Raw genomic sequence first — 21,026 nt, 5'->3', positions numbered from 1 at the left:
CATTTATCCTCTTGCCGCCAGTGCGATGACACGCTCATAGGCCTGCCCGCTGTTGATCATATCCAGTGCCTGCCGCGCATTTTGGCGCAGGTCTTCATGTCCGAATAACTTCAGAAGCAACGCGACGTTGGCCGCGACCGCCGCGGCGTGCGCCGGCTCGCCTTTACCTTGTAACAGCCGCGCCAAAATGTCACGGTTTTCTTCCGGCGTGCCGCCCAGCAAGGCTTCCAGCGGATAGGTTTCCAATCCGAAGGACTGCGGCGTGAGCTGGTAGCTGCTGATTTCGCCGTTGTTCAATTCCGCTACGTGCGTCGGGGCGTGGATCGCCACCTCGTCCATGCCGCCGCCGTGAACCACCGCCGCACGTTGATAACCCAGCACGCGCAGGGTTTCGGCAATCGGCAGCACCAGTTCCGGGCTGTATACGCCGATCAGCGCCAGCGGCGGACGCGCCGGGTTAATCAGCGGGCCCAGCACGTTGAACAGCGTGCGGGTCTTCAGCTGCTGGCGCACCGGCATGGCGTGGCGAAAACCGGTGTGGTACTGCGGCGCGAACAGGAAGCACACGCCGAGGTCGTCCAGCGCCTTGCGCGCTTCTTCCGCCGGCAGATCCAGACGGATGCCGAACGCCGCCAGCAGATCCGAAGAGCCGGAACGGCTGGAGACGCTGCGGTTGCCGTGTTTGGCGATTTTCGCGCCGCACGCCGCCGCCACAAAGGCGCTGGCGGTGGAAATATTGATGCTGTTGGTGCCGTCGCCGCCGGTGCCGACGATATCGGCGAACGGGTAGTCAGGGCGCGGAAACGGCTGAGCGTCGTCCAGCAGCGCTTTGGCGGCGCCGGCGATCTCTTCCGGGCGCTCGCCGCGGACTTTCATGCTGATCAACGCCGCCGCCAGTTGGCTAGGTTCCAGTTCGCCGCGCACGATAGCGCTGAACAGCTGTTGGCTTTCCTGCTGGCTCATCGACTCGGCGCGGTACAGTTTCTCAAGAATAGGTTGCATCGTCGTGTTCCTTATATTACTTCGCCAGCGCCCAGGCGAGGGTCTGCTCAAGCAGGCGCGCGCCATGGGTGGTCAGAATCGATTCCGGGTGGAACTGGAAGCCGCACACGCGGCGGTGGTCGTCGCGCACTGCCATCACCATCTCGCCGAAATGGGCGTTGACGGTGAGATCGGCCGGGATGTTGCTGCCGACCAGCGAGTGGTAGCGCGCCACCGGCAGCGGGTTGGCCATGCCGGCGAACATGCCTTCGCCATCGTGAGCGATCGCCGAGGCTTTGCCGTGCAGGATCTCACCCGCCTGGCCGACCTGGCCGCCGTAGGCTTCGACGATCGCCTGGTGGCCGAGGCAGATGCCGATAATCGGCAGCCGACCGCGCAGGCGCTGCAGCAGTTCCGGCATGCAGCCCGCTTCGGACGGCGTGCCGGGGCCGGGCGACAGCATCAGCACCGGCTGAGTCATGTGCTCCAGGCGTTCGATGATCACCTCGGCGGCGATCTGGTTACGGTAAATCACCACCTGGTGGCCGCTGGCGCGCAGCTGATCGACCAGGTTGTAAGTAAAGGAGTCGACGTTGTCGAGCAACAGGATATCGGCCATCAGAACACCTCCTTGGCATGGTGCGCAGTGGCGATGGCGCGCAGCACGGCACGGGCTTTATTACGGGTTTCGTCGGCTTCCGCCTGCGGGATGGAATCCAGTACCACGCCGGCGCCGGCCTGCACGGTGGCGATGCCGTCTTCAACGTAGGCAGAGCGAATGACGATGCAGGTATCCAGATCGCCGGTGGCGGTGAAGTAGCCCACCGCGCCGCCGTAGCTGCCGCGGCGCGTGCCTTCTGAGGCGGCGATCAGCTGCATCGCCCGCACTTTCGGCGCGCCGCTGAGGGTGCCCATGTTCATGCAGGCCTGGTAGGCGTGCAGCACGTCGAGATCGGCGCGCAGGGTGCCCACCACGCGGGAAACCAGGTGCATGACGAACGAATAGCGGTCCACCTTGGTCAGGTCGGCCACGTAGCGGCTGCCGGCCTGGCAGATGCGCGCCAGATCGTTGCGCGCCAGATCGACCAGCATCAGGTGCTCGGCCAGTTCTTTGTGGTCGGTGCGCATTTCCAGCTCGATGCGGCTGTCGAGATCCAGATCCAGCGAACCGTCGGCACGGCGGCCGCGCGGGCGGGTGCCGGCGATCGGGTAGATTTCGATCTGGCGATTGCCCGCGTCGTATTTCAGCGCGCTCTCCGGCGAAGCGCCGAACAGGGTGAAGTCATCATCCTGCATGAAGAACATGTACGGGCTGGGGTTGTTGTCTTTCAACGTCTGGTAGGCCGCCAGCGGCGCCGGGCAAGGCAGGGAGAAGCGGCGCGACGGCACCACCTGGAAAATCTCGCCCTGGCGGATCGCTTCCTGCAGCTCGCTGACCACCGCGCCGTACTCTTCGTCGCTCTGGTTACAGCTCAGCTGCATGTTTTCCAGCGTTTGGTGCGGGATCGGCTGCGGGGTTTGTTGCAACTCGGCCTGAAGTTGTTCCAGACGTTGCTGCAAACGCTGCGCTTCACTCGCTTGTTCACTGAAGACGCTGGCCTGCAGACGGGCCGTACCGCGTTGGTGATCAAGCACCAACAGCGTTTCAGCCAGATAGAAGCAGAAGTCCGGGCAGCGCTGATCCTGGCGCAGTGCCGGCAGATCTTCGAAACCGGCGACCAAATCGTAGGCGAACAGGCCGCCCAGCATCACGGCTTCGCGCTCGTCCGCCGGAGAGTCCACCAGGGTCAGCAGCGTACGCAGCGCGTCGAACACCGACAGTGAGCGCAGGCGGGCATCTTCGTCCTGCACCGCGTCGATCGCCGGGAAGGTCAGCTCGCGGCCGTTGGGGCGTGCCTGGTTGCGTACCTCAGGCGGCAGCGCTTCGTCCAGCAGCGGCAGCAGCGCCGCGCCGTTGGCGGTCAGTGCCTGCACGCTGACGGTGTGGCCCAGTGCGGTAATGCGCAGCGCGCTGTCGATCACCAGCAGGCTCTGCAGATTCTGTTTGCTGTTGATTTCCGCCGATTCCAGCAGCAGGGTGGCCGGACGGGCGCCGCACAGCTGGTGGAAAAGGGTGGTGGGGTCGCCCCGGTAGCTGGCTTGCGCCTTCAGCAATGTCAGTTGTGGTTTGGTGTTCATCATCGGTGGTTCCAGTGAATTCTGTCCATAAAAAAGCCCGCATCAAGTGCGGGCTCAGGAAATCTGCATTGTCAGATGACAGCTATGCGCGATTACACCGCCCGCAAGAGGGAGGTACGCCACCAACCGTGAAGAGAAATATAGTTGTTCATTTGCCGACTCTCTCTGTTAACGCTCATCTGACACGGCCGTTGCCGTGAACTTGTGTACTAGTTAACTGGTTCGTGGCGGCAAAGTCAACCCTCTTTTTGCACAATGTTTTAGCGGCCAGCGTGAATTCTATTCATCATCCGCCTGGCGCCTGCGGCCAGGGCAGAATAGATTTCCGTCCGGCCGTCGATCGCGGGTATGATAGAAAACCAAGCCATTGCCGGATAGCCGTTTTGACAGACAGTAACCCCCCATCCACCGCTTTTACTCTGTACGATCTCCACAGCCACACGACCGCCTCCGACGGTTATCTGACGCCGACGCAGCTGGTACTGCGGGCGGTCGAGATGCGTGTAGGCGTGCTGGCGATCACCGATCACGATACCACCGCCGGATTGGCCGAGGCCGCCACGGCCATTGCGGAGCAGGCGTTGCCGCTGCGGTTGGTCAACGGGGTGGAAATCTCGACGCTGTGGGAAAATCATGAAATTCATATCGTTGGGTTGGGCATGGACGTCACGCATCCGGCGCTGGTGGCACTGTTGGCGGAACAAACCGAACGCCGCAACTGGCGGGCGCAGGAGATTGGCGTGCGCCTGGGTAAAGCGCGGATCCCTGACGCCTATGCCGGCGCGCAACGGCTGGCGGGCGCCGGCGCGGTCACCCGCGGCCATTTCGCCCGTTACCTGGTGGAGCTTGGCGTGGCGAACAACATGGCGCAGGTGTTCAAGAAATACTTGGCCAAGGGCAAAACCGGCTACGTGCCGCCGCAGTGGTGTACAATAGAACAAGCCATTGATGCGATTCATCAATCGGGCGGTCAGGCGGTGATGGCGCATCCCGGCCGTTACGATCTGACCGCGAAGTGGTTGAAACGTTTACTGGTGCATTTCGCCGAACACGGCGGCGACGCCATGGAAGTGGCGCAGTGTCAGCAGGCGCCGCATGAGCGCGCGCAGCTGGCGAAATACGCGCAGGACTACCACCTGTTGGCCTCGCAAGGCTCTGATTTCCATCAACCTTGTTCGTGGATCGAACTGGGGCGCAAGCTGTGGCTGCCGGGCGGTGTCGAGCCAGTGTGGCGCGATTGGCCGCAACCGGGCCAGGCGGTCTGATTTTACGCGCGTGGCAACGCGCGCGGGCATCATTTTAGGAGCAAGTCATGAGTCAGCTTTTTTATATTCATCCGGACAACCCGCAACCGCGTTTGATTAACCAGGCGGTCGACGTGCTACGCAAGGGCGGAGTGATCGTTTATCCCACCGATTCCGGCTATGCGTTGGGTTGCATGCTGGAAGAGAAGGCGGCGATGGAGCGCATTTGCCGCATCCGTCAACTGGACGGCAACCACAACTTTACCCTGATGTGCCGCGATCTGTCCGAATTATCGACCTATGCGCACGTCGATAACACGGCCTTCCGCCTGATCAAAAACAATACGCCGGGCCACTACACGTTCATTCTGAAGGCGACCAAAGAAGTGCCGCGCCGCCTGATGAATGAAAAGCGTAAAACTATCGGCCTGCGCGTGCCCTCAAACCCGATCGCGCTGGCGCTATTGGAGGCGTTGAACGAACCGATGATGTCCACCACCCTGATGCTGCCGGGCAATGATTTTGCCGAGTCCGATCCGGAAGAGATCAGCGATCATTTGGGCAAGGTGGTCGATCTGGTGATCCACGGCGGCTTCCTCGGCCAACAGCCGACTACGGTTATCGATCTGACCGAATCCACGCCGGAAGTGGTGCGCGAAGGGGCGGGCGACGCGGCGCCTTTCCGCTGATGTAAAAGGTTGCCACCTTGCCCATTGTCTGAAAATCGGCTGAAGCGAGGCTATTTCGCGTGAAAGCCGCTATTCTTGATTACTTCAGAATTGATAATGGGCAGGATGCGCAGCAATGATTAAACAGGTTTCTTTTTTAGCGGCCTTATTATTTTCCTCAATGGCAAATGCGGGTTTTTATTCAGGCAGCGGTTTGCTGGCGGAATCCGGCGGTTACGTAAAAAATAAAAGCGGTGAAGCCACCGTGGCCGAAGCGCTGAATGGTGGCATGTTTATGGGATACGTCGCCGGCGTATTCGATACCTATTCTATGCAGGGCAATCGCAATATCTGTCCGGCTGCCGGGATGAGCATCGGCGTCGCCGCCGACGCGGTGATGAAGTATTTGAACGAGCACCCAGAGCAACTGCATTATTCCGCTCCGTCGGTGATCATGCTGGCATTAAGCGCTGCCTATCCCTGCGTGCGCCATTAAGTTCCCGTTCCAATTAGTGCGCATTTTTTCTTAAGGTGCGCTCGGGGCGCATTCCGCACGAACTTCAATAGATCAATGCCTGCTGCGCTGTCACCTTATTCCCGTCGGTATTTCCCGAACGGGTCGGGGAGAGACGCGCAGGAGGTAATATGACCGCATTTCACAGTGCCAACATGATGCTCGACTATCAGGATATCGGCTCAGGGCCGCTCACGCTGGTGCTGTTGCCCGGCTGGTGCGAACCGAAAACCGTGTTCGAGCCGTTCATTGCTTTGGCGGCCGAACGTTATCGGGTGATCAACATCGACTGGCGGGGCCATGGCCTGTCGTCGAAAGCCGCGGAGATGTCGCTGACGGCGGACGATTTGCTGGAGGATGTGCGCCAACTGCTGACGGCGCTGCGTTTGGATAACGTGGTCACCCTGTCGGTGGCGCACGCCAGCTGGCTGGCGGTAGCGTTGGCTGAAGCGTTGCCGCAGCGGGTGCAGGGCATGGTGTTTCTCGACTGGATCATGACGCAGCCGGAACCGGCGTTCTTTACGGCGGTGAGCCGCATGCAGGAGCCGCAGCGGTGGCTGGCGGCGCGCGACGCCTTGTTCGACTTCTGGCAGGGCGGCATCCGCCACGATCGGGTCAAACGCCATCTGGAGGTTGAGATGGCGCAGGAAGATTACCGGCTCTGGCGTGCCGCCGGCGTGGCCATCGAACAGGCCTATCGGCAATTCGGCTCACCGCTGCAACGCCTGGCGGGAATGAGCGCACCGCCGCCGTGCCGGCACATTTACTCGTTGGATCGCCGTGACGACTATCTGCGGCAACAGCAGGCCTTTGCCGCCGAGCAGCCGTTTTTCTCCGTGGTGCGTCTCGGGGAGGCCCGTACTCACCTCGGCATTCTGGAACGGCCTGACTCGGTGCTGTGGGCTGTGGAGGATTTTTTGGCGCCGTGAACGCCGTCTGAAGGGGGGCACCGCCGATAAAGTGGGTTTCAACACCTTAGAAAGCCTGTATAATACACGGTTCGATCCTGATAAACGTATTATGACCGTCGTGGCTGTTGGCCACGACGGTATCCCCCCGACGCCTGTGAAGGCGACATTAGAGGTTGCTCAATGAGCGAAAAGTTACAGAAAGTATTAGCGCGCGCCGGGCATGGCTCGCGTCGTGAAATCGAAACCATGATTGAAGCCGGGCGCGTCAGCGTCGACGGCAAGGTCGCCAAGCTGGGCGACCGCGTTGAAGTGACCCCGGCGATGAAAATTCGTCTGGATGGCCATGTCCTGTCGATCAAAGAATCCGAAGAGGTGGTTTGCCGGGTGCTGGCTTACTACAAACCGGAAGGCGAGCTGTGTACCCGCAGCGATCCTGAAGGCCGCCCGACGGTGTTCGATCGCTTGCCGAAGCTGCGCGGTTCACGCTGGGTGGCGGTAGGGCGACTGGACGTCAACACCTCCGGTCTGCTGCTGTTCACCACCGATGGCGAACTGGCCAACCGTCTGATGCATCCAAGCCGTGAAGTGGAACGTGAGTACGCGGTACGCGTGTTCGGCCAGGTTGACGATGCGAAAGTGAAGCAGCTGAGCAAGGGCGTGCAATTGGAAGACGGCCCGGCCGCCTTCCGCACTATCAGCTTCCAGGGCGGTGAAGGCCTCAACCAGTGGTACAACGTGACCCTGACCGAAGGCCGCAACCGTGAAGTGCGTCGCCTGTGGGAAGCGGTGGGCGTGCAGGTGAGCCGCCTGATCCGCGTGCGCTACGGCGACATCGATCTGCCGAAAGGCCTGCCGCGCGGCGGCTGGGCGGAACTGGATCTGCCGGCGATCAACTACCTGCGCGAGCTGGTGGAACTGAAGCCGGAAACGGTCAGCAAAATGCCGGTGGAGCGTGAGCGCCGCCGCGTGAAGGCTAACCAGATCCGCCGTGCGGTCAAGCGCCACTCGCAGGTAGCCGGCAGCGGCCGCCGCAGTGCACCAGGCAGCAAGCCGGGTAAACCGGGCAAGCCAAGCAAACGCAGCTAATCCCTCATTCTGGCCCCGTTCGGGGCCAGAACTTTTTGTTACCAATCGATCCCTTGTTGCGCCTTCACGCCTGCGTCGAACGCGTGTTTCACCGGTCGCATCTCCGTGACCGTATCAGCCAGTTCCAATAGATCGCGATGGCAACCGCGCCCGGTCAGGATCACCGTTTGGTGCACAGGGCGCCGTAGGAGCGCTTCCTTCAACTCGTCCGGTTCCAGATAGCCGTAGGTCAGCATGTAGGTCACTTCGTCCAGCAGCACCAGGTCCAGGCTGCTGTCGGCCAGCATGCGTTTACCGTGCTGCCACACCGCCTGGCAGGCGGCGGTGTCGCCGGCCTTGTTCTGCGTCTCCCAGGTGAAACCGGTGGCCATTACCTGAAATTCAACGCCGTGTTGCTGTAGCAGATTCTTTTCGCCATTGGGCCATTCGCCCTTGATGAACTGGATCACCCCGGCGCGCATGCCGTGGCCAACCGCCCGGGTGACGGTGCCGAAGGCGGCGGTGGTTTTACCCTTGCCGTTACCGGTAAACACCAGCAGCAGGCCGCGGGTATCCTGCGCCGCGGCGATGCGCGCATCGACCTGTTCTTTCAGGCGCTGCTGGCGCTGTTGATGACGATCTTCCGCCATGAAACGCTCCTTATTATTCGGCCGCGCCGGGTTTACGGTTCGGCTGCGCGTCGAAGCTCATGCCAGTTTTGCGGCGGCTGTCCTCGCCCATCAGATACAGGTACAACGGCATAATATCGGCGGGGGTCTTCAGTTTGTTCTTGTCTTCGTGTGGGAAGGCGGATGCGCGCATTTTGGTGCGGGTGCCACCCGGATTGATGCAGTTCACCCGCAAATTGCGAGTTTTGTACTCGTCGGCCAATACCTGCATCATGCCCTCGGTGGCGAACTTCGACACCGCATAGGCCCCCCAGTCTGCGCGGCCGGTACGCCCGACGCTGGAGCTGGTGAACACCAGCGAACCGGCGTGGGATTTCAGCAGCAGTGGCAACAGTGCCTGGGTCAGCATAAAGGTGGCGTTGACGTTAACCTGCATCACCTCTTGCCACATGGTCATCGACAGCTCGGCCATCGGCGCGATGTCGCCGAGCAGGCCGGCGTTGTGCAGCACGCCGTCAAGGCGGGGGATCTGGCTAGCCAGATCGTCGGCTATCTGCCGGCATTGCTCCTGAGTGGCGTGCAGCAAGTCCAGCGTCACCACCAAGGCCGGGGCGCCGCCCTGGGCCGCAATTTCTTGTTGTACCGCCAGCAGTTTGCTCTCGGTACGGCCCAGCAGCACCAGTTGGGCACCGAAGCGCGCGTAGGTCAGCGCCGCTTCACGGCCGATGCCGTCACCGGCGCCGGTAACTAAAATGATACGTTGTTCGAGCAGGTCTTGTTTGGGTTGGTAATGCACGATACATCCTCGCCTGGGTGGCTGTTCTCCCGCGAATATCGGGGAGCAAGGGTGAAACGCGCGGCCGGGGCGGGAGCAAAGGCTCGACCGTCTGCGGGCCGCGCAGCGAATCCGTCTCATCGTATTGATGAATAATGGGTGTTATATGCCTTAATCCGCGGGCATTTTCAATGCGTAGCAGGCTGAAATGGCATTCTTTTGTAACAAAAGCGCGGCAGCGGCGGCTTGGTTCGACCGTAAATCGTCCCCATAGTGATGCTCCGTGCGCAATGAATTTTCATTTAGCCGCGACAGCAGCCGCTGCGGTTGGCTAGAATGGAAAGAAGTATACTAACAACCTGTAAATAAAGGCGGAATCTGTGGAGTTTATATCTGTTTATGGCCTGTTTCTGGCCAAGGTCGCCACGGTGGTGCTCGCCATCGCCGCGTTGGCCATATTGGCGGTCAGCCTGGGGCAACGCAAGAGCCGCCAAAAAGGGGAGTTGCAGCTGACCGACCTCGGCGAACAGTATCGCGAGATGCAGCGCGATATGCGCCTGGCGCGCATGGATGCCGCCGAGCAGAAGGTCTGGCTGAAACAGTTCAAGAAGCAGACCAAATCTGATGACAAATTGAAGAAGCAGCGCGCCAAGTCCGGCGCGGTGGAAGTGGCCAAGCCGTGCCTGTATGTGCTGGATTTCAAAGGCAGCATGGACGCGCACGAGGTGACGTCGTTGCGTGAAGAGATCTCGGCGGTGCTGGCGGTGGCGTCGGCGCAGGATGAAGTCCTGCTGCGCCTGGAAAGCCCTGGCGGGGTGGTGCATGGCTATGGCCTGGCGGCCTCGCAGTTGGAGCGCCTGCGCAAGGGCGGCATTCGCCTGACGGTAGCGGTGGATAAAGTGGCGGCCAGCGGCGGCTACATGATGGCCTGCGTCGCGGATCGCATCGTGGCGGCACCGTTCGCCATCATCGGTTCCATCGGCGTGGTGGCGCAGATCCCGAACTTCCACCGCCTGCTGAAAAAGAATGACATCGACGTGGAGCTGCACACCGCCGGGCAGTTCAAACGCACGCTGACGCTGTTCGGTGAAAACACCGAGCAAGGGCGCGAGAAGTTTCGCGAAGATCTGAACGAAACCCACGAACTGTTCAAGCGCTTCGTGCATGAGCAGCGCCCGTCGCTGGATATCGATAGCGTCGCCACCGGTGAGCACTGGTTCGGTTCTCAGGCCAAAGAAAAGGGGCTGATCGACGCCATCGGCACCAGCGACGATTTGCTGATCGCCGAGTTGGATAACCACGAAGTGATCGCCGTGCGCTACACGCGCCGCAAACGCCTGATGGATCGCTTCACCGGCAGCGCGGCGGAAAGCGTCGATCGTTTACTGTTGCGCTGGTGGCAGCGTGGGGAAAAGCCGTTGTTGTAACGGCGATGAGAGCAGGAATCAACGGGGGCCAGGTGCCCCCGTTTTCTTTACTCAATCGACCAGGTGGTATTTTTCCGAAAGCAGATGGGCCAAATGTTTAAACATATTAAATACCGCGGTGGTTTTGGCGGTGGGCAATCCGTCGGCATCCAAAAAGTATTCGCCGCGAAAAACTAAAACGCCGCTTTTTTGTTCAACGTCGGTGGCGAGCATGCCGTGCAGATAATCTTCGTGTTGGCGGATGATGTTATTTGCTTCCGCCAGTAGGGCCTCGCGGCCGATAGGTGCAGTATTCTTGTGCATTTATTAGACTCCAAACAAAAAACGCTGCGCATATTCTAACGCCGGTTCGCTTTTATCCGCAAACCGACTAAGGTTTATTTGCCGTCTGGATGGCCATGGGCGGCCGCCGGTTGGCGAAATCTGCCTTTCCGTGCTAATTAGGTTGCGTGACGCTTTTTATCAGGTACAGTGTGGGATTTTGCGGCGTCGGGTGGAAGGTTTTGTTTACGCCATGAATAAAACTCACACAGCCATACTTCTGGGGCATGGGTGAATAGCAGGCAGGATCAACAACTTGCGTTCAGGTTGAGCAATTGGGCAACCAAAAGAAAAAAATCTGTTGATCTCTTGCCAGACTGCCGCAATATAAAAAAAGAGACACGAATTGCCGCGGCACGGCGAGATAAAAGACTTCTTTTTAGAAGAAATAAATTAGGTAAAGGTAAATATGGGTAAAGCTCTCGTAATAGTTGAGTCCCCGGCAAAAGCCAAAACTATTAATAAATATTTAGGAAGTGACTACGTGGTGAAGTCCAGCGTCGGTCATATCCGTGATTTGCCGACCAGTGGCTCAGCCAGCAAAAAGAGCGCTGACTCAACCGAAGACAAAGCCAAGAAAAAAGTTAAAAAAGATGAGAAGGCGGCGCTGGTAAATCGCATGGGCGTCGACCCTTACCACGGCTGGAAAGCGCATTATGAAATCCTGCCGGGTAAAGAAAAAGTGGTCGCCGAGTTAAAATCGTTGGCGGAAAACGCCGACCACATTTATCTCGCAACCGACCTTGACCGCGAAGGGGAAGCCATCGCCTGGCACCTGCGGGAAGTGATCGGTGGGGATGACAAACGCTTTAGCCGCGTGGTGTTTAACGAAATCACCAAAAACGCAATCCAACAGGCGTTCAAACAGCCGGGCGAGCTGAACATTGACCGCGTCAACGCGCAGCAGGCACGCCGGTTTATGGACCGCGTGGTGGGCTATATGGTCTCGCCGCTGCTGTGGAAGAAAATCGCCCGCGGCCTGTCCGCCGGCCGCGTGCAGTCGGTGGCGGTGCGTCTGGTGGTTGAGCGCGAACGAGACATCAAGGCGTTCGTGCCGGAAGAGTATTGGGAGCTGCATGCCGATCTGCTGGCGAAGGGTGAAACCGCGCTGCAGATGGAAGTGACCCATGCGCACGACAAACCGTTCAAGCCGGTCAACCGCGAGCAGACTCACGCCGCGGTCAAGCTGCTGGAAAAAGCCCGTTATACGGTGCTGGATCGCGAAGATAAACCGACCAGCAGCAAGCCGGGCGCGCCTTTCATTACCTCCACGCTGCAACAGGCCGCCAGCACTCGCCTGAGCTTCGGCGTGAAGAAAACCATGATGATGGCGCAACGGCTGTATGAAGCCGGCCACATCACCTATATGCGTACCGATTCCACCAACCTGAGCCAGGATGCGCTCAACATGGTGCGTGGCTACATCGGCGACAACTTCGGCGACAAATACCTGCCGAAGGCGCCGAATCAGTACAGCAGCAAAGAGAATTCGCAGGAAGCGCACGAAGCGATCCGTCCTTCGGACGTGAACGTGCTCGCCGAGCAGTTGAAAGACATGGAGGCGGACGCGCAGAAGCTGTATCAGCTGATCTGGCGCCAGTTCGTTGCCTGCCAGATGACACCGGCGCAATACGATTCCACCACGCTGACGGTGAAAGCCGGCGATTATCAACTGCGCGCCAAGGGCCGTACGCTGCGCTTTGACGGCTGGACCAAGGTGATGCCGGCGCTGCGCAAGGGCGATGAAGATCGCACTCTGCCATACGTCGAAATCGGCAGCGAACTTGATCTGCAGAAACTGATCCCAAGCCAGCACTTCACCAAGCCGCCGGCGCGCTACAGCGAAGCCTCACTGGTGAAAGAGCTGGAAAAACGCGGTATCGGCCGTCCGTCCACCTACGCCTCCATCATCTCGACCATTCAGGATCGCGGTTATGTGCGGGTGGAAAGCCGCCGCTTCTATGCCGAGAAAATGGGCGAGATCGTCACCGATCGCCTGGAAGAGAACTTCCGCGAGCTGATGAACTATGACTTCACCGCGCGTATGGAAGACGGCCTTGATGAGGTCGCCAACAACCAGGCCGAGTGGAAAGCGGTGTTGGACGAATTCTTCGTCGACTTCAGCGAGCAGCTGGAAACGGCGGAGAAGGATCCGGAAGAAGGCGGCATGCGGCCTAACCAGATGGTGATGACCAGTATTGACTGCCCGACCTGCGGCCGCAAGATGGGCATCCGTACCGCCAGCACCGGTGTGTTCCTCGGCTGTTCCGGCTACGCGCTGCCGCCGAAGGAGCGTTGCAAAACCACCATCAACCTGGTGCCTGAAGCGGAAGTGCTCAACATCCTCGAAGGCGACGACGCGGAAACCAACGCGCTGCGCGCACGCCGCCGCTGCCAGAAATGCGGTACGGCGATGGACAGCTATCTGATCGACAACCAGCGTAAGCTGCACGTCTGCGGTAACAACCCGGCGTGTGACGGTTATGAGATCGAAGAGGGCGAGTTCCGTCTGAAAGGCTATGACGGCCCGGTGGTGGAGTGCGACAAATGCGGCTCGGAAATGCACCTGAAAATGGGGCGCTTCGGCAAGTACATGGGCTGCACCAACGAGAACTGCAAAAACACCCGTAAGATCCTGCGTAACGGCGATGTCGCGCCGCCGAAGGAAGATCCGGTACCGTTGCCAGAGCTGCCGTGCGAGAAGTCCGACGCCTATTTCGTGCTGCGTGACGGCGCTGCCGGCGTGTTCCTGGCGGCCAATACCTTCCCTAAATCGCGCGAAACCCGTGCGCCGCTGGTGGAAGAGCTGGCTCGCTTCAAGGATCGTCTGCCGGAGAAACTGCGTTATCTGGCCGATGCGCCGGTCGCGGATGCCGAAGGCAATAAAACGCTGGTGCGTTTCAGCCGTAAAACCAAGCAGCAGTACGTCTCTTCTGAAAAAGACGGCAAGGCGACCGGTTGGTCTGCGTTCTACGTGGACGGCAAGTGGGTTGAAGGCAAGAAGTAAGGCTGATGTCCTGCCTGCAAGATGAGAAACCAGCCCTGGCGGCTGGTTTTTTATTGGTGAAAAGGGGCAAACGGATCTATCCTTTGCTGTTTTTATCCCTCCGACACCGCCGTTTCACGTTGATACCAATGCAAAATAATCGTTATCATAGTGTGACGCGGATCTATACTTGAAGCTGCAACGTGGTATAGTGGTTATATAAAAAGTTTTTTTATTATTAAAGCTTATTAACAACGGCGCTTTCTTCACCATCAGGGTAGAACACGGTGTTTATGGCTTGTGAGTTTCAGCATACCGGGGCGACACCGATATACCTGGCTGCGGGTAAGCCGCAGTGTTTAACCTAGGATGGTATAAGATATGAAATTGCAGCAGCTTCGTTACATTGTGGAAGTGGTTAACCACAACCTGAATGTCTCCTCGACGGCAGAAGGGCTCTATACCTCGCAACCCGGCATCAGTAAACAGGTGCGCATGCTCGAAGATGAGCTGGGCATCCAGATTTTCGCCCGTAGCGGCAAGCACCTGACCCAGGTCACCCCCGCCGGCCAGGAAATCATTCGCATCGCGCGTGAAGTATTGTCCAAAGTGGACGCCATCAAAGCCGTTGCCGGTGAACACACCTACCCGGACAAAGGCTCGCTGTACGTCGCCACCACGCATACGCAGGCTCGCTACGCCTTGCCCAACGTGATTAAGGGCTTTATCGAGCGTTACCCGCGCGTCTCGCTGCACATGCACCAGGGGTCGCCGACGCAGATCGCCGAAGCGGTCTCCAAGGGCACCGCCGATTTCGCCATCGCCACCGAAGCGCTGCACCTGTACGACGATCTCATCATGCTGCCGTGCTACCACTGGAACCGTGCGGTGGTGGTGAAGCCCGATCATCCTTTGGCGGGGAAAAGCAGCATCAGCATTGAAGAACTGGCGGCTTACCCGATCGTCACTTACACCTTCGGCTTTACCGGCCGCTCGGAGCTGGACACCGCCTTCAACCGCGCCGGCCTGACGCCGCGCATCGTCTTTACCGCCACCGACGCCGACGTGATCAAAACCTATGTGCGTCTGGGACTGGGGGTGGGGGTGATCGCCAGCATGGCGGTGGATCCAGTGCAGGATCCGGATCTGGTGACGGTGGATGCGCGCGATATCTTCACCTACAGCACCACCAAGATCGGCTTCCGCCGCAGCACCTTCCTGCGCAGCTACATGTACGACTTTATTCAGCGCTTCGCGCCGCACCTGACGCGCGACGTGGTCGACAGCGCGGTGGCGTTGCGTTCCAACGAAGAGATTGAAGCGATGTTCAAGGACATCAAGCTGCCGATTAAATAGCCGCCAGCGTTGACGACATCAAACAACACCCGGACAGGCCTGCGCCTCTCCGGGTTTTTTATGCGTAAAACCCTGCGCCATAACACACCCCATTCGCAAGCTGCGCTAATCCAATCTTGGTTGGGGGAACGCGTAATGGCGCTTTAACGTCAGACCGACTCCCTCTGTCATTTCCACTAAGTTTCTGAATAACGCCCATTCTGCCTTAAGACAGCTTATGTCTTCCTTGTTAGGAATCATCTGAAAACAAAGTGTTTTTGTTCTGGCAAAGAGTTTTTTTTCTCTCGGAAGTTAAAGTAATGCTAACCAATTACCAGCGGAGCCGCTTATCTCATGACCAGCCGTATCTCTGTCCAATTGCCCGTTGAGGGCCTGCTTTTTTGGAAGCTGGCGGGCCGTGAGGCCTTGTCCGAGCCGTTTGCGCTTACGCTGACCTTGCTGGGCCGGGATGCCCGCATTAATCGCAGCGAGCTGTTGGGGCAACCGGTCACGGTGAATCTACCGACGGGGCTGCTGTCTGCGGATCGCCATATCAATGGGAAAGTGACCCGCGTTGCCGTCAGTGCCGTCGAGTTAAGTGGCACGCGTTATGCTGTGTATACGCTGACGGTGGAATCGGATCTATGGCCGATGAAGCGGGATCGCAATCTGCGCATCTTCCAGGGGCAGACGGTGCCGCAAACGGTGCATGCTTTGCTCAGCGAATATCAGGTGAACGTAGAGGATAAACTCACCGGTCGCTATCGGGTGTGGGATTACTGTGTTCAGTATCAGGAGAGCAGTCTCGATTTTATCAGCCGCCTCATGGAGCTGGAGGGTATTGTTTACCATTTTCGCCATGAGGCGGGCCGCCACACGCTGGTGCTGACGGATGCGGCAGGGCAGTATCAGCCGTTTAGCGGCTACGAGACGATTCCTTACCATCAGACTCCGTCTGGCGGCAGCACCCTCGAGCAGGGCATCGGCCAATGGGCACCGGAAGACAGCGTAACGCCGGGCATTTACGGTTTGGACGACTATGACTTTCGCAAACCGAACGCCTGGCTGTTCCAGGCTCGTCAAAACCCGGCCTCGCCGATGCCGGGCAGCATCGATGTCTACGATTGGCCGGGCCGCTATGTCGAACACGCCGATGGAGAGTTCTACGCGCGCGTGCGCCAGGAACGCTGGCAGGTGGAACATCAGCAGGTACACGGCACAGCAACGGCGATTGGAATAGCGCCGGGTTATACCTTTACCCTGATCAACGCCCCGTTTTTCAGCGATAACGGCGAATACCTGACGACGGCCGCCGATTATACGTTCTCCGAGAACCGCTACGCCAGCGGCGAAGAAGGAGAGACGGTTCATCGCATCGACTTTACGGTTATCCCGGCCGCTACCGTCTTTCGTCCGCTGACGGTGACGCCGTGGCCGCGCACCTATGGCCCGCAAACGGCCAAGGTGGTGGGGCCCGTCGGCGAGAATATCTGGACGGACAAATACGGCCGGATAAAAGTGAAGTTTCACTGGGATCGCCGCGCCAAAGGGGATGATACCAGTTCGTGCTGGGTGAGGGTCTCGAGTGCCTGGGCGGGGCAAGGGTTCGGTTCGGTACAGATACCGCGCGTCGGCGATGAAGTGGTGGTGGACTTTATCAATGGCGATCCGGATCGGCCGATTGTCACCGGGCGCGTCTACAATGAAGCGAGCATGCCGCCGTGGGTGTTGCCGGCGGCGGCTACGCAAATGGGCTTTATGACTCGCAGTAAGGACGGAAGCCGGGATAACGCCAGCTATCTGTTTTTCGAAGATAAGGTGGGCAGCGAGGCCGTGGAACTGCACTCCGAAAAGGATATGAAGGTTTCGGTGGAAAATGACCAGCAGGTCAATATTGACGGTAACCGGACGACAACTATCCTCAAGCAACAGCAAGACGAAGTGACGGGCAATGCCACCTTCCATTACAAGAGCCAGCGTACCACCACGGTGGATAAAAAAGAAACCGGCTATTTTAATGGCGGTGTCGCTACGGAGATCAAGGCGGGGCGGACGTTCGACATTAAGGACGGCGGCGACAAGGTAACGATCAAAGGCGACCGCACCAGCGATATCGACGGGAATGAAAGCCACCATGTCACCGGCAAACTGACCGAGACCCTGGATAAAGGGCGGGACGTTACGATCGGCGCCGGCGGCCATAAAGAGGACATCACCGGGGGCGTTACCCGCGAGATCAAGGGCGGCGTCAACGAAACGATCAAAGACGGCGTTACCACCAATATCAATAGCGGCGACTGGACGCAAAACGTCAACGCGGGAACCATTACGATTTACAGCCCGCATCAGATCAAGATTGTCAGCGGCGAAAAGATCAGCCTTGAAGCGCCGGAGTCCGTGTTCAATCCCAAGCTGCACAGCCTGACCGTGACCGCCTTCAGCGAAAGCATTACCGGTAATAGCGTATCGGCATCGGCGATAGCCAGCAGCATCGTTGGCGTGTCCAACGGCCTGACGGGGCTATCCAATTCTTATAAGCTGAAAGAGTTTTCAAAGACGGCGTTCAAAACGGAAACGAACGGGGTGGTGGTGAATGTCGAGGTGACCAATATCAGCAACAGAACGCTGAATGTAACGAATAACTCATTGTTTATAATTACATAAAATGGAGCAGCACGCTTATGTCTCTGGCTGATATGTCGAAATACTTCCTGTATGCGGGGATCGCCACCCCTGTCGTGATGGGCATTTTCTTTTACTGTATTTTTAAAAATAACGGCGGTAACTCGACCGAGATGTCTGCAGTTAAAAACTATCTCAACAAGGACAGCTGGCAAGGTGAAATTATCGCCTCACACCTCGAATCCTGTCGGCAAACCAACACTCGATATGGCAATGACTTTTTCTTTGACGTTGATTTTTATCTCCCGGGCGACACCCGACTCCACACTGCCAAGGCCCTGGTTCAACCAGGCCAGATGCATCTACTGCGCAAAGGGATGGACATCAAGGTAAAGAAGGGGCGTAAGAATCAGCTGGCGGTTGTGGAGATGGATTTCCCCGCTGAGCTGTTGTAGCTAACCTTTCCCTGCCAAAGCGCCGCATCGTTGCGGCGTTTTTGTTGGCGTATTGCCTAACCCCTTGGCTGGGCTCGCACTTCCTTCCCGCTGATTGTTCCCGCCTATCGTTGTGATCAAATCGTGTTGTTATCAAAACGTTAACTTATCTTTGTGGTATCTTTAAACAAGACCTCACTGATTACCCTGTTTTAGTCACAATAAGAAATGGAGGAGCTATGTCGTCCGATCTTCGTGAAACAAGTCTGGATAAGCTGGTTGCGCTGAATAGCGAATATTACTACTACAGTCTGCCGCTGGCGGCGAAGCAGCTGGGTGATATCGATCGGTTGCCGAAATCAATGAAAGTGCTGTTGGAGAACCTGCTGCGCCATGTGGATGGCGATACCGTGCAGGTTGACGACCTCAAGGCCATCGTCGCCTGGCTGCAAACCGGCCATGCTGACCGTGAGATCGCCTATCGTCCGGCGCGCGTGCTGATGCAGGATTTTACCGGCGTTCCGGCGGTGGTGGATCTGGCCGCGATGCGCGAAGCGGTACGGCGACTGGGCGGCAACGTCGACCAGGTGAATCCGCTGTCGCCGGTGGATCTGGTGATTGACCACTCGGTTACCGTCGATGAATTTGGCGACGATAACGCCTTCGAAGACAACGTGCGTATCGAAATGCAGCGCAACCACGAGCGCTACACCTTCCTGCGCTGGGGGCAGAAAGCCTTCAACCGCTTCCGCGTGGTGCCGCCGGGCACCGGCATCTGTCACCAGGTCAACCTCGAATACCTCGGCCAAACGGTCTGGCACAGCGACGAAAGCGGCCGCCGCGTGGCTTATCCGGATACGCTGGTGGGCACCGATTCCCACACCACCATGATCAACGGCCTGGGCATTCTCGGCTGGGGCGTCGGCGGCATCGAAGCGGAAGCGGCGATGCTGGGCCAGCCGGTGTCGATGCTGATCCCGGACGTGGTCGGCTTCAAGCTGACCGGCAAGCTCCGCGAGGGCATTACCGCCACTGACCTGGTGCTGACGGTGACTCAAATGCTGCGTAAGCATGGCGTGGTCGGCAAGTTCGTCGAGTTTTACGGCGATGGGCTGGCCGATCTGCCGCTGGCGGACCGGGCAACCATCGCCAATATGTCGCCGGAGTTCGGCGCCACCTGCGGTTTCTTCCCGGTGGATGACGTTACGCTCGGCTATATGAAGCTCAGCGGCCGCAGCGCCGAACAAATCGCGCTGGTGGAAGCCTACGCCAAAGCGCAGGGCATGTGGCGCAACCCGGGTGATGAACCGGTCTTCACCAGCTCACTGGCGCTGGACATGTCAACCGTGGAAGCCAGCCTCGCCGGGCCAAAGCGCCCGCAGGACCGCGTCGCGCTGCCGAATGTGCCGCAGGCGTTCACGGCCGCGACCGAGCTGGATATCGGCGGCCACAAGGCCAAGACAGACAGCAAAACCTTTACGCTGGACGGGCAGCAGCACGAACTGCGCGACGGCGCGGTAGTGATTGCGGCGATCACCTCCTGCACCAACACCTCCAACCCGAGCGTCATGATGGCGGCCGGCCTGCTGGCGAAAAACGCCGTCAAGAAAGGGCTACGCAGCAAACCCTGGGTAAAAACCTCGCTGGCGCCGGGTTCCAAAGTGGTGACCGACTACTTTGACAGTGCCAAACTCACCGCCTATCTGGAAGAGCTGGGGTTCAACCTGGTGGGATATGGCTGTACCACCTGTATCGGCAACTCCGGGCCGCTGCCGGATCCCATCGAGCAGGCGATCAAAGAGGGCGATCTGACCGTGGGCGCGGTGCTGTCGGGCAACCGTAACTTCGAAGGGCGCATCCACCCGCTGGTGAAAACCAACTGGCTGGCCTCGCCGCCGCTGGTAGTGGCTTATGCGCTGGCGGGCAGCATGAAGATCGATCTGACCAAAGAGCCGCTGGGCGAGGGTAATGACGGTCAGCCGGTCTATTTAAAGGACATCTGGCCGAGCAGCCAGGACATCGCTCAGGCGGTGGAAGAAGTGCGCACCGAGATGTTCCACAAGGAATATGGTGAAGTGTTCGACGGCGACGCCAACTGGCAGGCGATCCAGGTGACCGGTTCGGCGACCTATCAATGGCAGGAGGATTCTACCTATATCCGCCATCCTCCGTTCTTCAGCACCATGAAGGTGAAGCCGGATCCGGTGCAGGACATCAAGGACGCGCGCATTCTGGCGATTCTGGCCGACTCGGTGACCACCGACCACATCTCGCCGGCGGGTAACATCAAGCGCGACAGCCCGGCGGGGCGTTATCTGAGCGAGCACGGCGTGGCGCCGCAGGATTTTAACTCCTACGGTTCACGCCGCGGCAACCACGAAGTGATGATGCGCGGCACCTTCGCCAACATCCGCATTCGCAACGAAATGGTGCCGGGCGTCGAAGGCGGCTATACCCGCCATATTCCGTCGCAACAGCAGCTGTCTATCTACGACGCCGCCATGCAGTACCAGCAGGAGAAAGTGCCGCTGGCGGTGATCGCCGGTAAAGAGTACGGTTCCGGCTCCAGTCGCGACTGGGCGGCGAAGGGGCCGCGCCTGCTGGGCGTGCGGGTGGTGATAGCCGAATCCTTCGAGCGCATTCACCGCTCAAACCTGATTGGCATGGGGATTTTGCCGCTGGAGTTCCCGCAAGGGGTGACGCGCAAAACCCTGGGGCTGACCGGGGATGAGCAGATCAGCGTTGGCGGCCTGCAACAGCTGCAGCCGGGCCAGACGGTGCCGGTGCATATCACCTATGCCGACGGGCGCAAGGAAGTGGTCGACACCCGTTGCCGCATCGATACCGGCAATGAGCTGACCTACTACGAAAACGACGGTATCCTGCACTATGTGATCAGGAAAATGCTGTAATTAAGCAATAAAAAGGGCGCCGCG

15 protein-coding genes, 1 pseudogene and 1 other annotated feature are annotated in these 21,026 nt (G+C 58.9%); of the genes and pseudogenes, 11 read left to right on the top strand and 5 right to left on the bottom strand.

Annotated features, from left to right (window positions below; genetic code table 11):
* Window positions 1-3: 3 nt before the first annotated feature.
* A pseudogene (trpD, locus tag ACSJLU_RS13235) lies at window positions 4-1,600 on the bottom strand (bifunctional anthranilate synthase glutamate amidotransferase component TrpG/anthranilate phosphoribosyltransferase TrpD).
* Window positions 1,600-3,162 carry an anthranilate synthase component 1 gene (locus ACSJLU_RS13230; protein WP_301480310.1) on the bottom strand — a complete coding sequence of 521 codons (1,563 nt, stop codon included), beginning with the start codon at window positions 3,160-3,162 and terminating at the stop codon, window positions 1,600-1,602. Before ACSJLU_RS13230 ends, trpD begins: the two are co-directional and overlap by 1 nt.
* A 24-nt stretch (window positions 3,163-3,186) precedes the next feature.
* Window positions 3,187-3,290 (bottom strand) — a sequence feature (Trp leader region).
* 252 nt (window positions 3,291-3,542) lie between these two features.
* On the opposite strand from ACSJLU_RS13230, the gene rnm reads away from it, so the two are divergent.
* The 5 genes from rnm to rluB all read left to right on the top strand — a co-directional run bounded on the left by rnm (window position 3,543) and on the right by rluB (window position 7,582).
* Window positions 3,543-4,424 carry an RNase RNM gene (gene rnm / locus ACSJLU_RS13225; protein ID WP_325976573.1) on the top strand — a complete coding sequence of 294 codons (882 nt, stop codon included), beginning with the start codon at window positions 3,543-3,545 and terminating at the stop codon, window positions 4,422-4,424.
* 47 nt (window positions 4,425-4,471) lie between these two features.
* Window positions 4,472-5,092, top strand: coding sequence for an L-threonylcarbamoyladenylate synthase (locus ACSJLU_RS13220; RefSeq protein ID WP_025303045.1), 621 nt, complete (start codon window positions 4,472-4,474; stop codon window positions 5,090-5,092).
* A gap of 115 nt (window positions 5,093-5,207) precedes the next feature.
* Window positions 5,208-5,567: a Rap1a/Tai family immunity protein gene (locus ACSJLU_RS13215; protein WP_025303044.1), complete on the top strand. Its 360-nt coding sequence runs from the start codon at window positions 5,208-5,210 to the stop codon at window positions 5,565-5,567.
* A 149-nt stretch (window positions 5,568-5,716) separates the two neighbouring features.
* Entirely contained in the window at window positions 5,717-6,514 is a 798-nt protein-coding gene (locus ACSJLU_RS13210; protein WP_043142506.1) for an alpha/beta fold hydrolase, read from the top strand.
* Between the two features lie 162 nt (window positions 6,515-6,676).
* Window positions 6,677-7,582, top strand: a complete 906-nt coding sequence (gene rluB / locus ACSJLU_RS13205; RefSeq protein ID WP_025303042.1) for a 23S rRNA pseudouridine(2605) synthase RluB — start codon at window positions 6,677-6,679, stop codon at window positions 7,580-7,582.
* A 38-nt stretch (window positions 7,583-7,620) separates the two neighbouring features.
* Here the strand turns inward: rluB and cobO are convergent, their stop codons facing one another.
* Together cobO and ACSJLU_RS13195 are read right to left on the bottom strand one after the other, a co-directional pair.
* Window positions 7,621-8,211, bottom strand: a complete 591-nt coding sequence (gene cobO, locus ACSJLU_RS13200; RefSeq protein ID WP_342096329.1) for a cob(I)yrinic acid a,c-diamide adenosyltransferase — start codon at window positions 8,209-8,211, stop codon at window positions 7,621-7,623.
* Between the two features lie 13 nt (window positions 8,212-8,224).
* Entirely contained in the window at window positions 8,225-8,986 is a 762-nt protein-coding gene (locus ACSJLU_RS13195) for a YciK family oxidoreductase (protein WP_025303040.1), read from the bottom strand.
* Window positions 8,987-9,345: 359 nt separating this feature from the next.
* On the opposite strand from ACSJLU_RS13195, the gene sohB reads away from it, so the two are divergent.
* Window positions 9,346-10,392 carry a protease SohB gene (gene sohB / locus ACSJLU_RS13190; protein WP_004930703.1) on the top strand — a complete coding sequence of 349 codons (1,047 nt, stop codon included), beginning with the start codon at window positions 9,346-9,348 and terminating at the stop codon, window positions 10,390-10,392.
* A gap of 51 nt (window positions 10,393-10,443) precedes the next feature.
* On the opposite strand, the gene ACSJLU_RS13185 is transcribed toward sohB, so the two are convergent.
* A complete protein-coding gene (locus ACSJLU_RS13185) occupies window positions 10,444-10,695 on the bottom strand; it encodes a YciN family protein (RefSeq protein ID WP_025303039.1) in 252 nt (83 codons plus the stop codon).
* Window positions 10,696-11,122: 427 nt separating this feature from the next.
* On the opposite strand from ACSJLU_RS13185, the gene topA reads away from it, so the two are divergent.
* The 5 genes from topA to acnA all read left to right on the top strand — a co-directional run bounded on the left by topA (window position 11,123) and on the right by acnA (window position 21,002).
* Window positions 11,123-13,720, top strand: coding sequence for a type I DNA topoisomerase (gene topA, locus ACSJLU_RS13180; RefSeq protein ID WP_004930691.1), 2,598 nt, complete (start codon window positions 11,123-11,125; stop codon window positions 13,718-13,720).
* A 360-nt stretch (window positions 13,721-14,080) separates the two neighbouring features.
* Window positions 14,081-15,055, top strand: coding sequence for an HTH-type transcriptional regulator CysB (gene cysB / locus ACSJLU_RS13175; protein ID WP_004930690.1), 975 nt, complete (start codon window positions 14,081-14,083; stop codon window positions 15,053-15,055).
* A 333-nt stretch (window positions 15,056-15,388) separates the two neighbouring features.
* Entirely contained in the window at window positions 15,389-17,698 is a 2,310-nt protein-coding gene (locus ACSJLU_RS13170; protein ID WP_342096328.1) for a type VI secretion system Vgr family protein, read from the top strand.
* A gap of 17 nt (window positions 17,699-17,715) precedes the next feature.
* A complete protein-coding gene (locus ACSJLU_RS13165; protein WP_043142513.1) occupies window positions 17,716-18,111 on the top strand; it encodes a hypothetical protein in 396 nt (131 codons plus the stop codon).
* Between the two features lie 218 nt (window positions 18,112-18,329).
* Window positions 18,330-21,002 (top strand): aconitate hydratase AcnA, encoded by a 2,673-nt coding sequence (gene acnA / locus ACSJLU_RS13160; RefSeq protein ID WP_049207441.1) that lies wholly within the window; start codon window positions 18,330-18,332, stop codon window positions 21,000-21,002.
* Window positions 21,003-21,026 lie beyond the last annotated feature (24 nt).

The organism is Serratia bockelmannii, assembly GCF_051803255.1.
Classification (GTDB): domain Bacteria; phylum Pseudomonadota; class Gammaproteobacteria; order Enterobacterales; family Enterobacteriaceae; genus Serratia; species Serratia bockelmannii.
This window is presented reverse-complemented; position numbering and strand designations above follow the sequence as displayed.

Excerpts from the sequence above, each read along its gene's own strand:
- ACSJLU_RS13230 (WP_301480310.1), bottom strand. The coding sequence starts at position 3,162 with ATGATGAACACCAAACCACAACTGACATTGCTGAAGGCGCAAGCCAGC.
- ACSJLU_RS13220 (WP_025303045.1), top strand. The coding sequence starts at position 4,472 with ATGAGTCAGCTTTTTTATATTCATCCGGACAACCCGCAACCGCGTTTG.
- ACSJLU_RS13215 (WP_025303044.1), top strand. The coding sequence starts at position 5,208 with ATGATTAAACAGGTTTCTTTTTTAGCGGCCTTATTATTTTCCTCAATG.
- ACSJLU_RS13210 (WP_043142506.1), top strand. The coding sequence starts at position 5,717 with ATGACCGCATTTCACAGTGCCAACATGATGCTCGACTATCAGGATATC.
- rluB (WP_025303042.1), top strand. The coding sequence starts at position 6,677 with ATGAGCGAAAAGTTACAGAAAGTATTAGCGCGCGCCGGGCATGGCTCG.
- cobO (WP_342096329.1), bottom strand. The coding sequence starts at position 8,211 with ATGGCGGAAGATCGTCATCAACAGCGCCAGCAGCGCCTGAAAGAACAG.
- ACSJLU_RS13185 (WP_025303039.1), bottom strand. The coding sequence starts at position 10,695 with ATGCACAAGAATACTGCACCTATCGGCCGCGAGGCCCTACTGGCGGAA.
- topA (WP_004930691.1), top strand. The coding sequence starts at position 11,123 with ATGGGTAAAGCTCTCGTAATAGTTGAGTCCCCGGCAAAAGCCAAAACT.
- cysB (WP_004930690.1), top strand. The coding sequence starts at position 14,081 with ATGAAATTGCAGCAGCTTCGTTACATTGTGGAAGTGGTTAACCACAAC.
- ACSJLU_RS13170 (WP_342096328.1), top strand. The coding sequence starts at position 15,389 with ATGACCAGCCGTATCTCTGTCCAATTGCCCGTTGAGGGCCTGCTTTTT.
- ACSJLU_RS13165 (WP_043142513.1), top strand. The coding sequence starts at position 17,716 with ATGTCTCTGGCTGATATGTCGAAATACTTCCTGTATGCGGGGATCGCC.
- acnA (WP_049207441.1), top strand. The coding sequence starts at position 18,330 with ATGTCGTCCGATCTTCGTGAAACAAGTCTGGATAAGCTGGTTGCGCTG.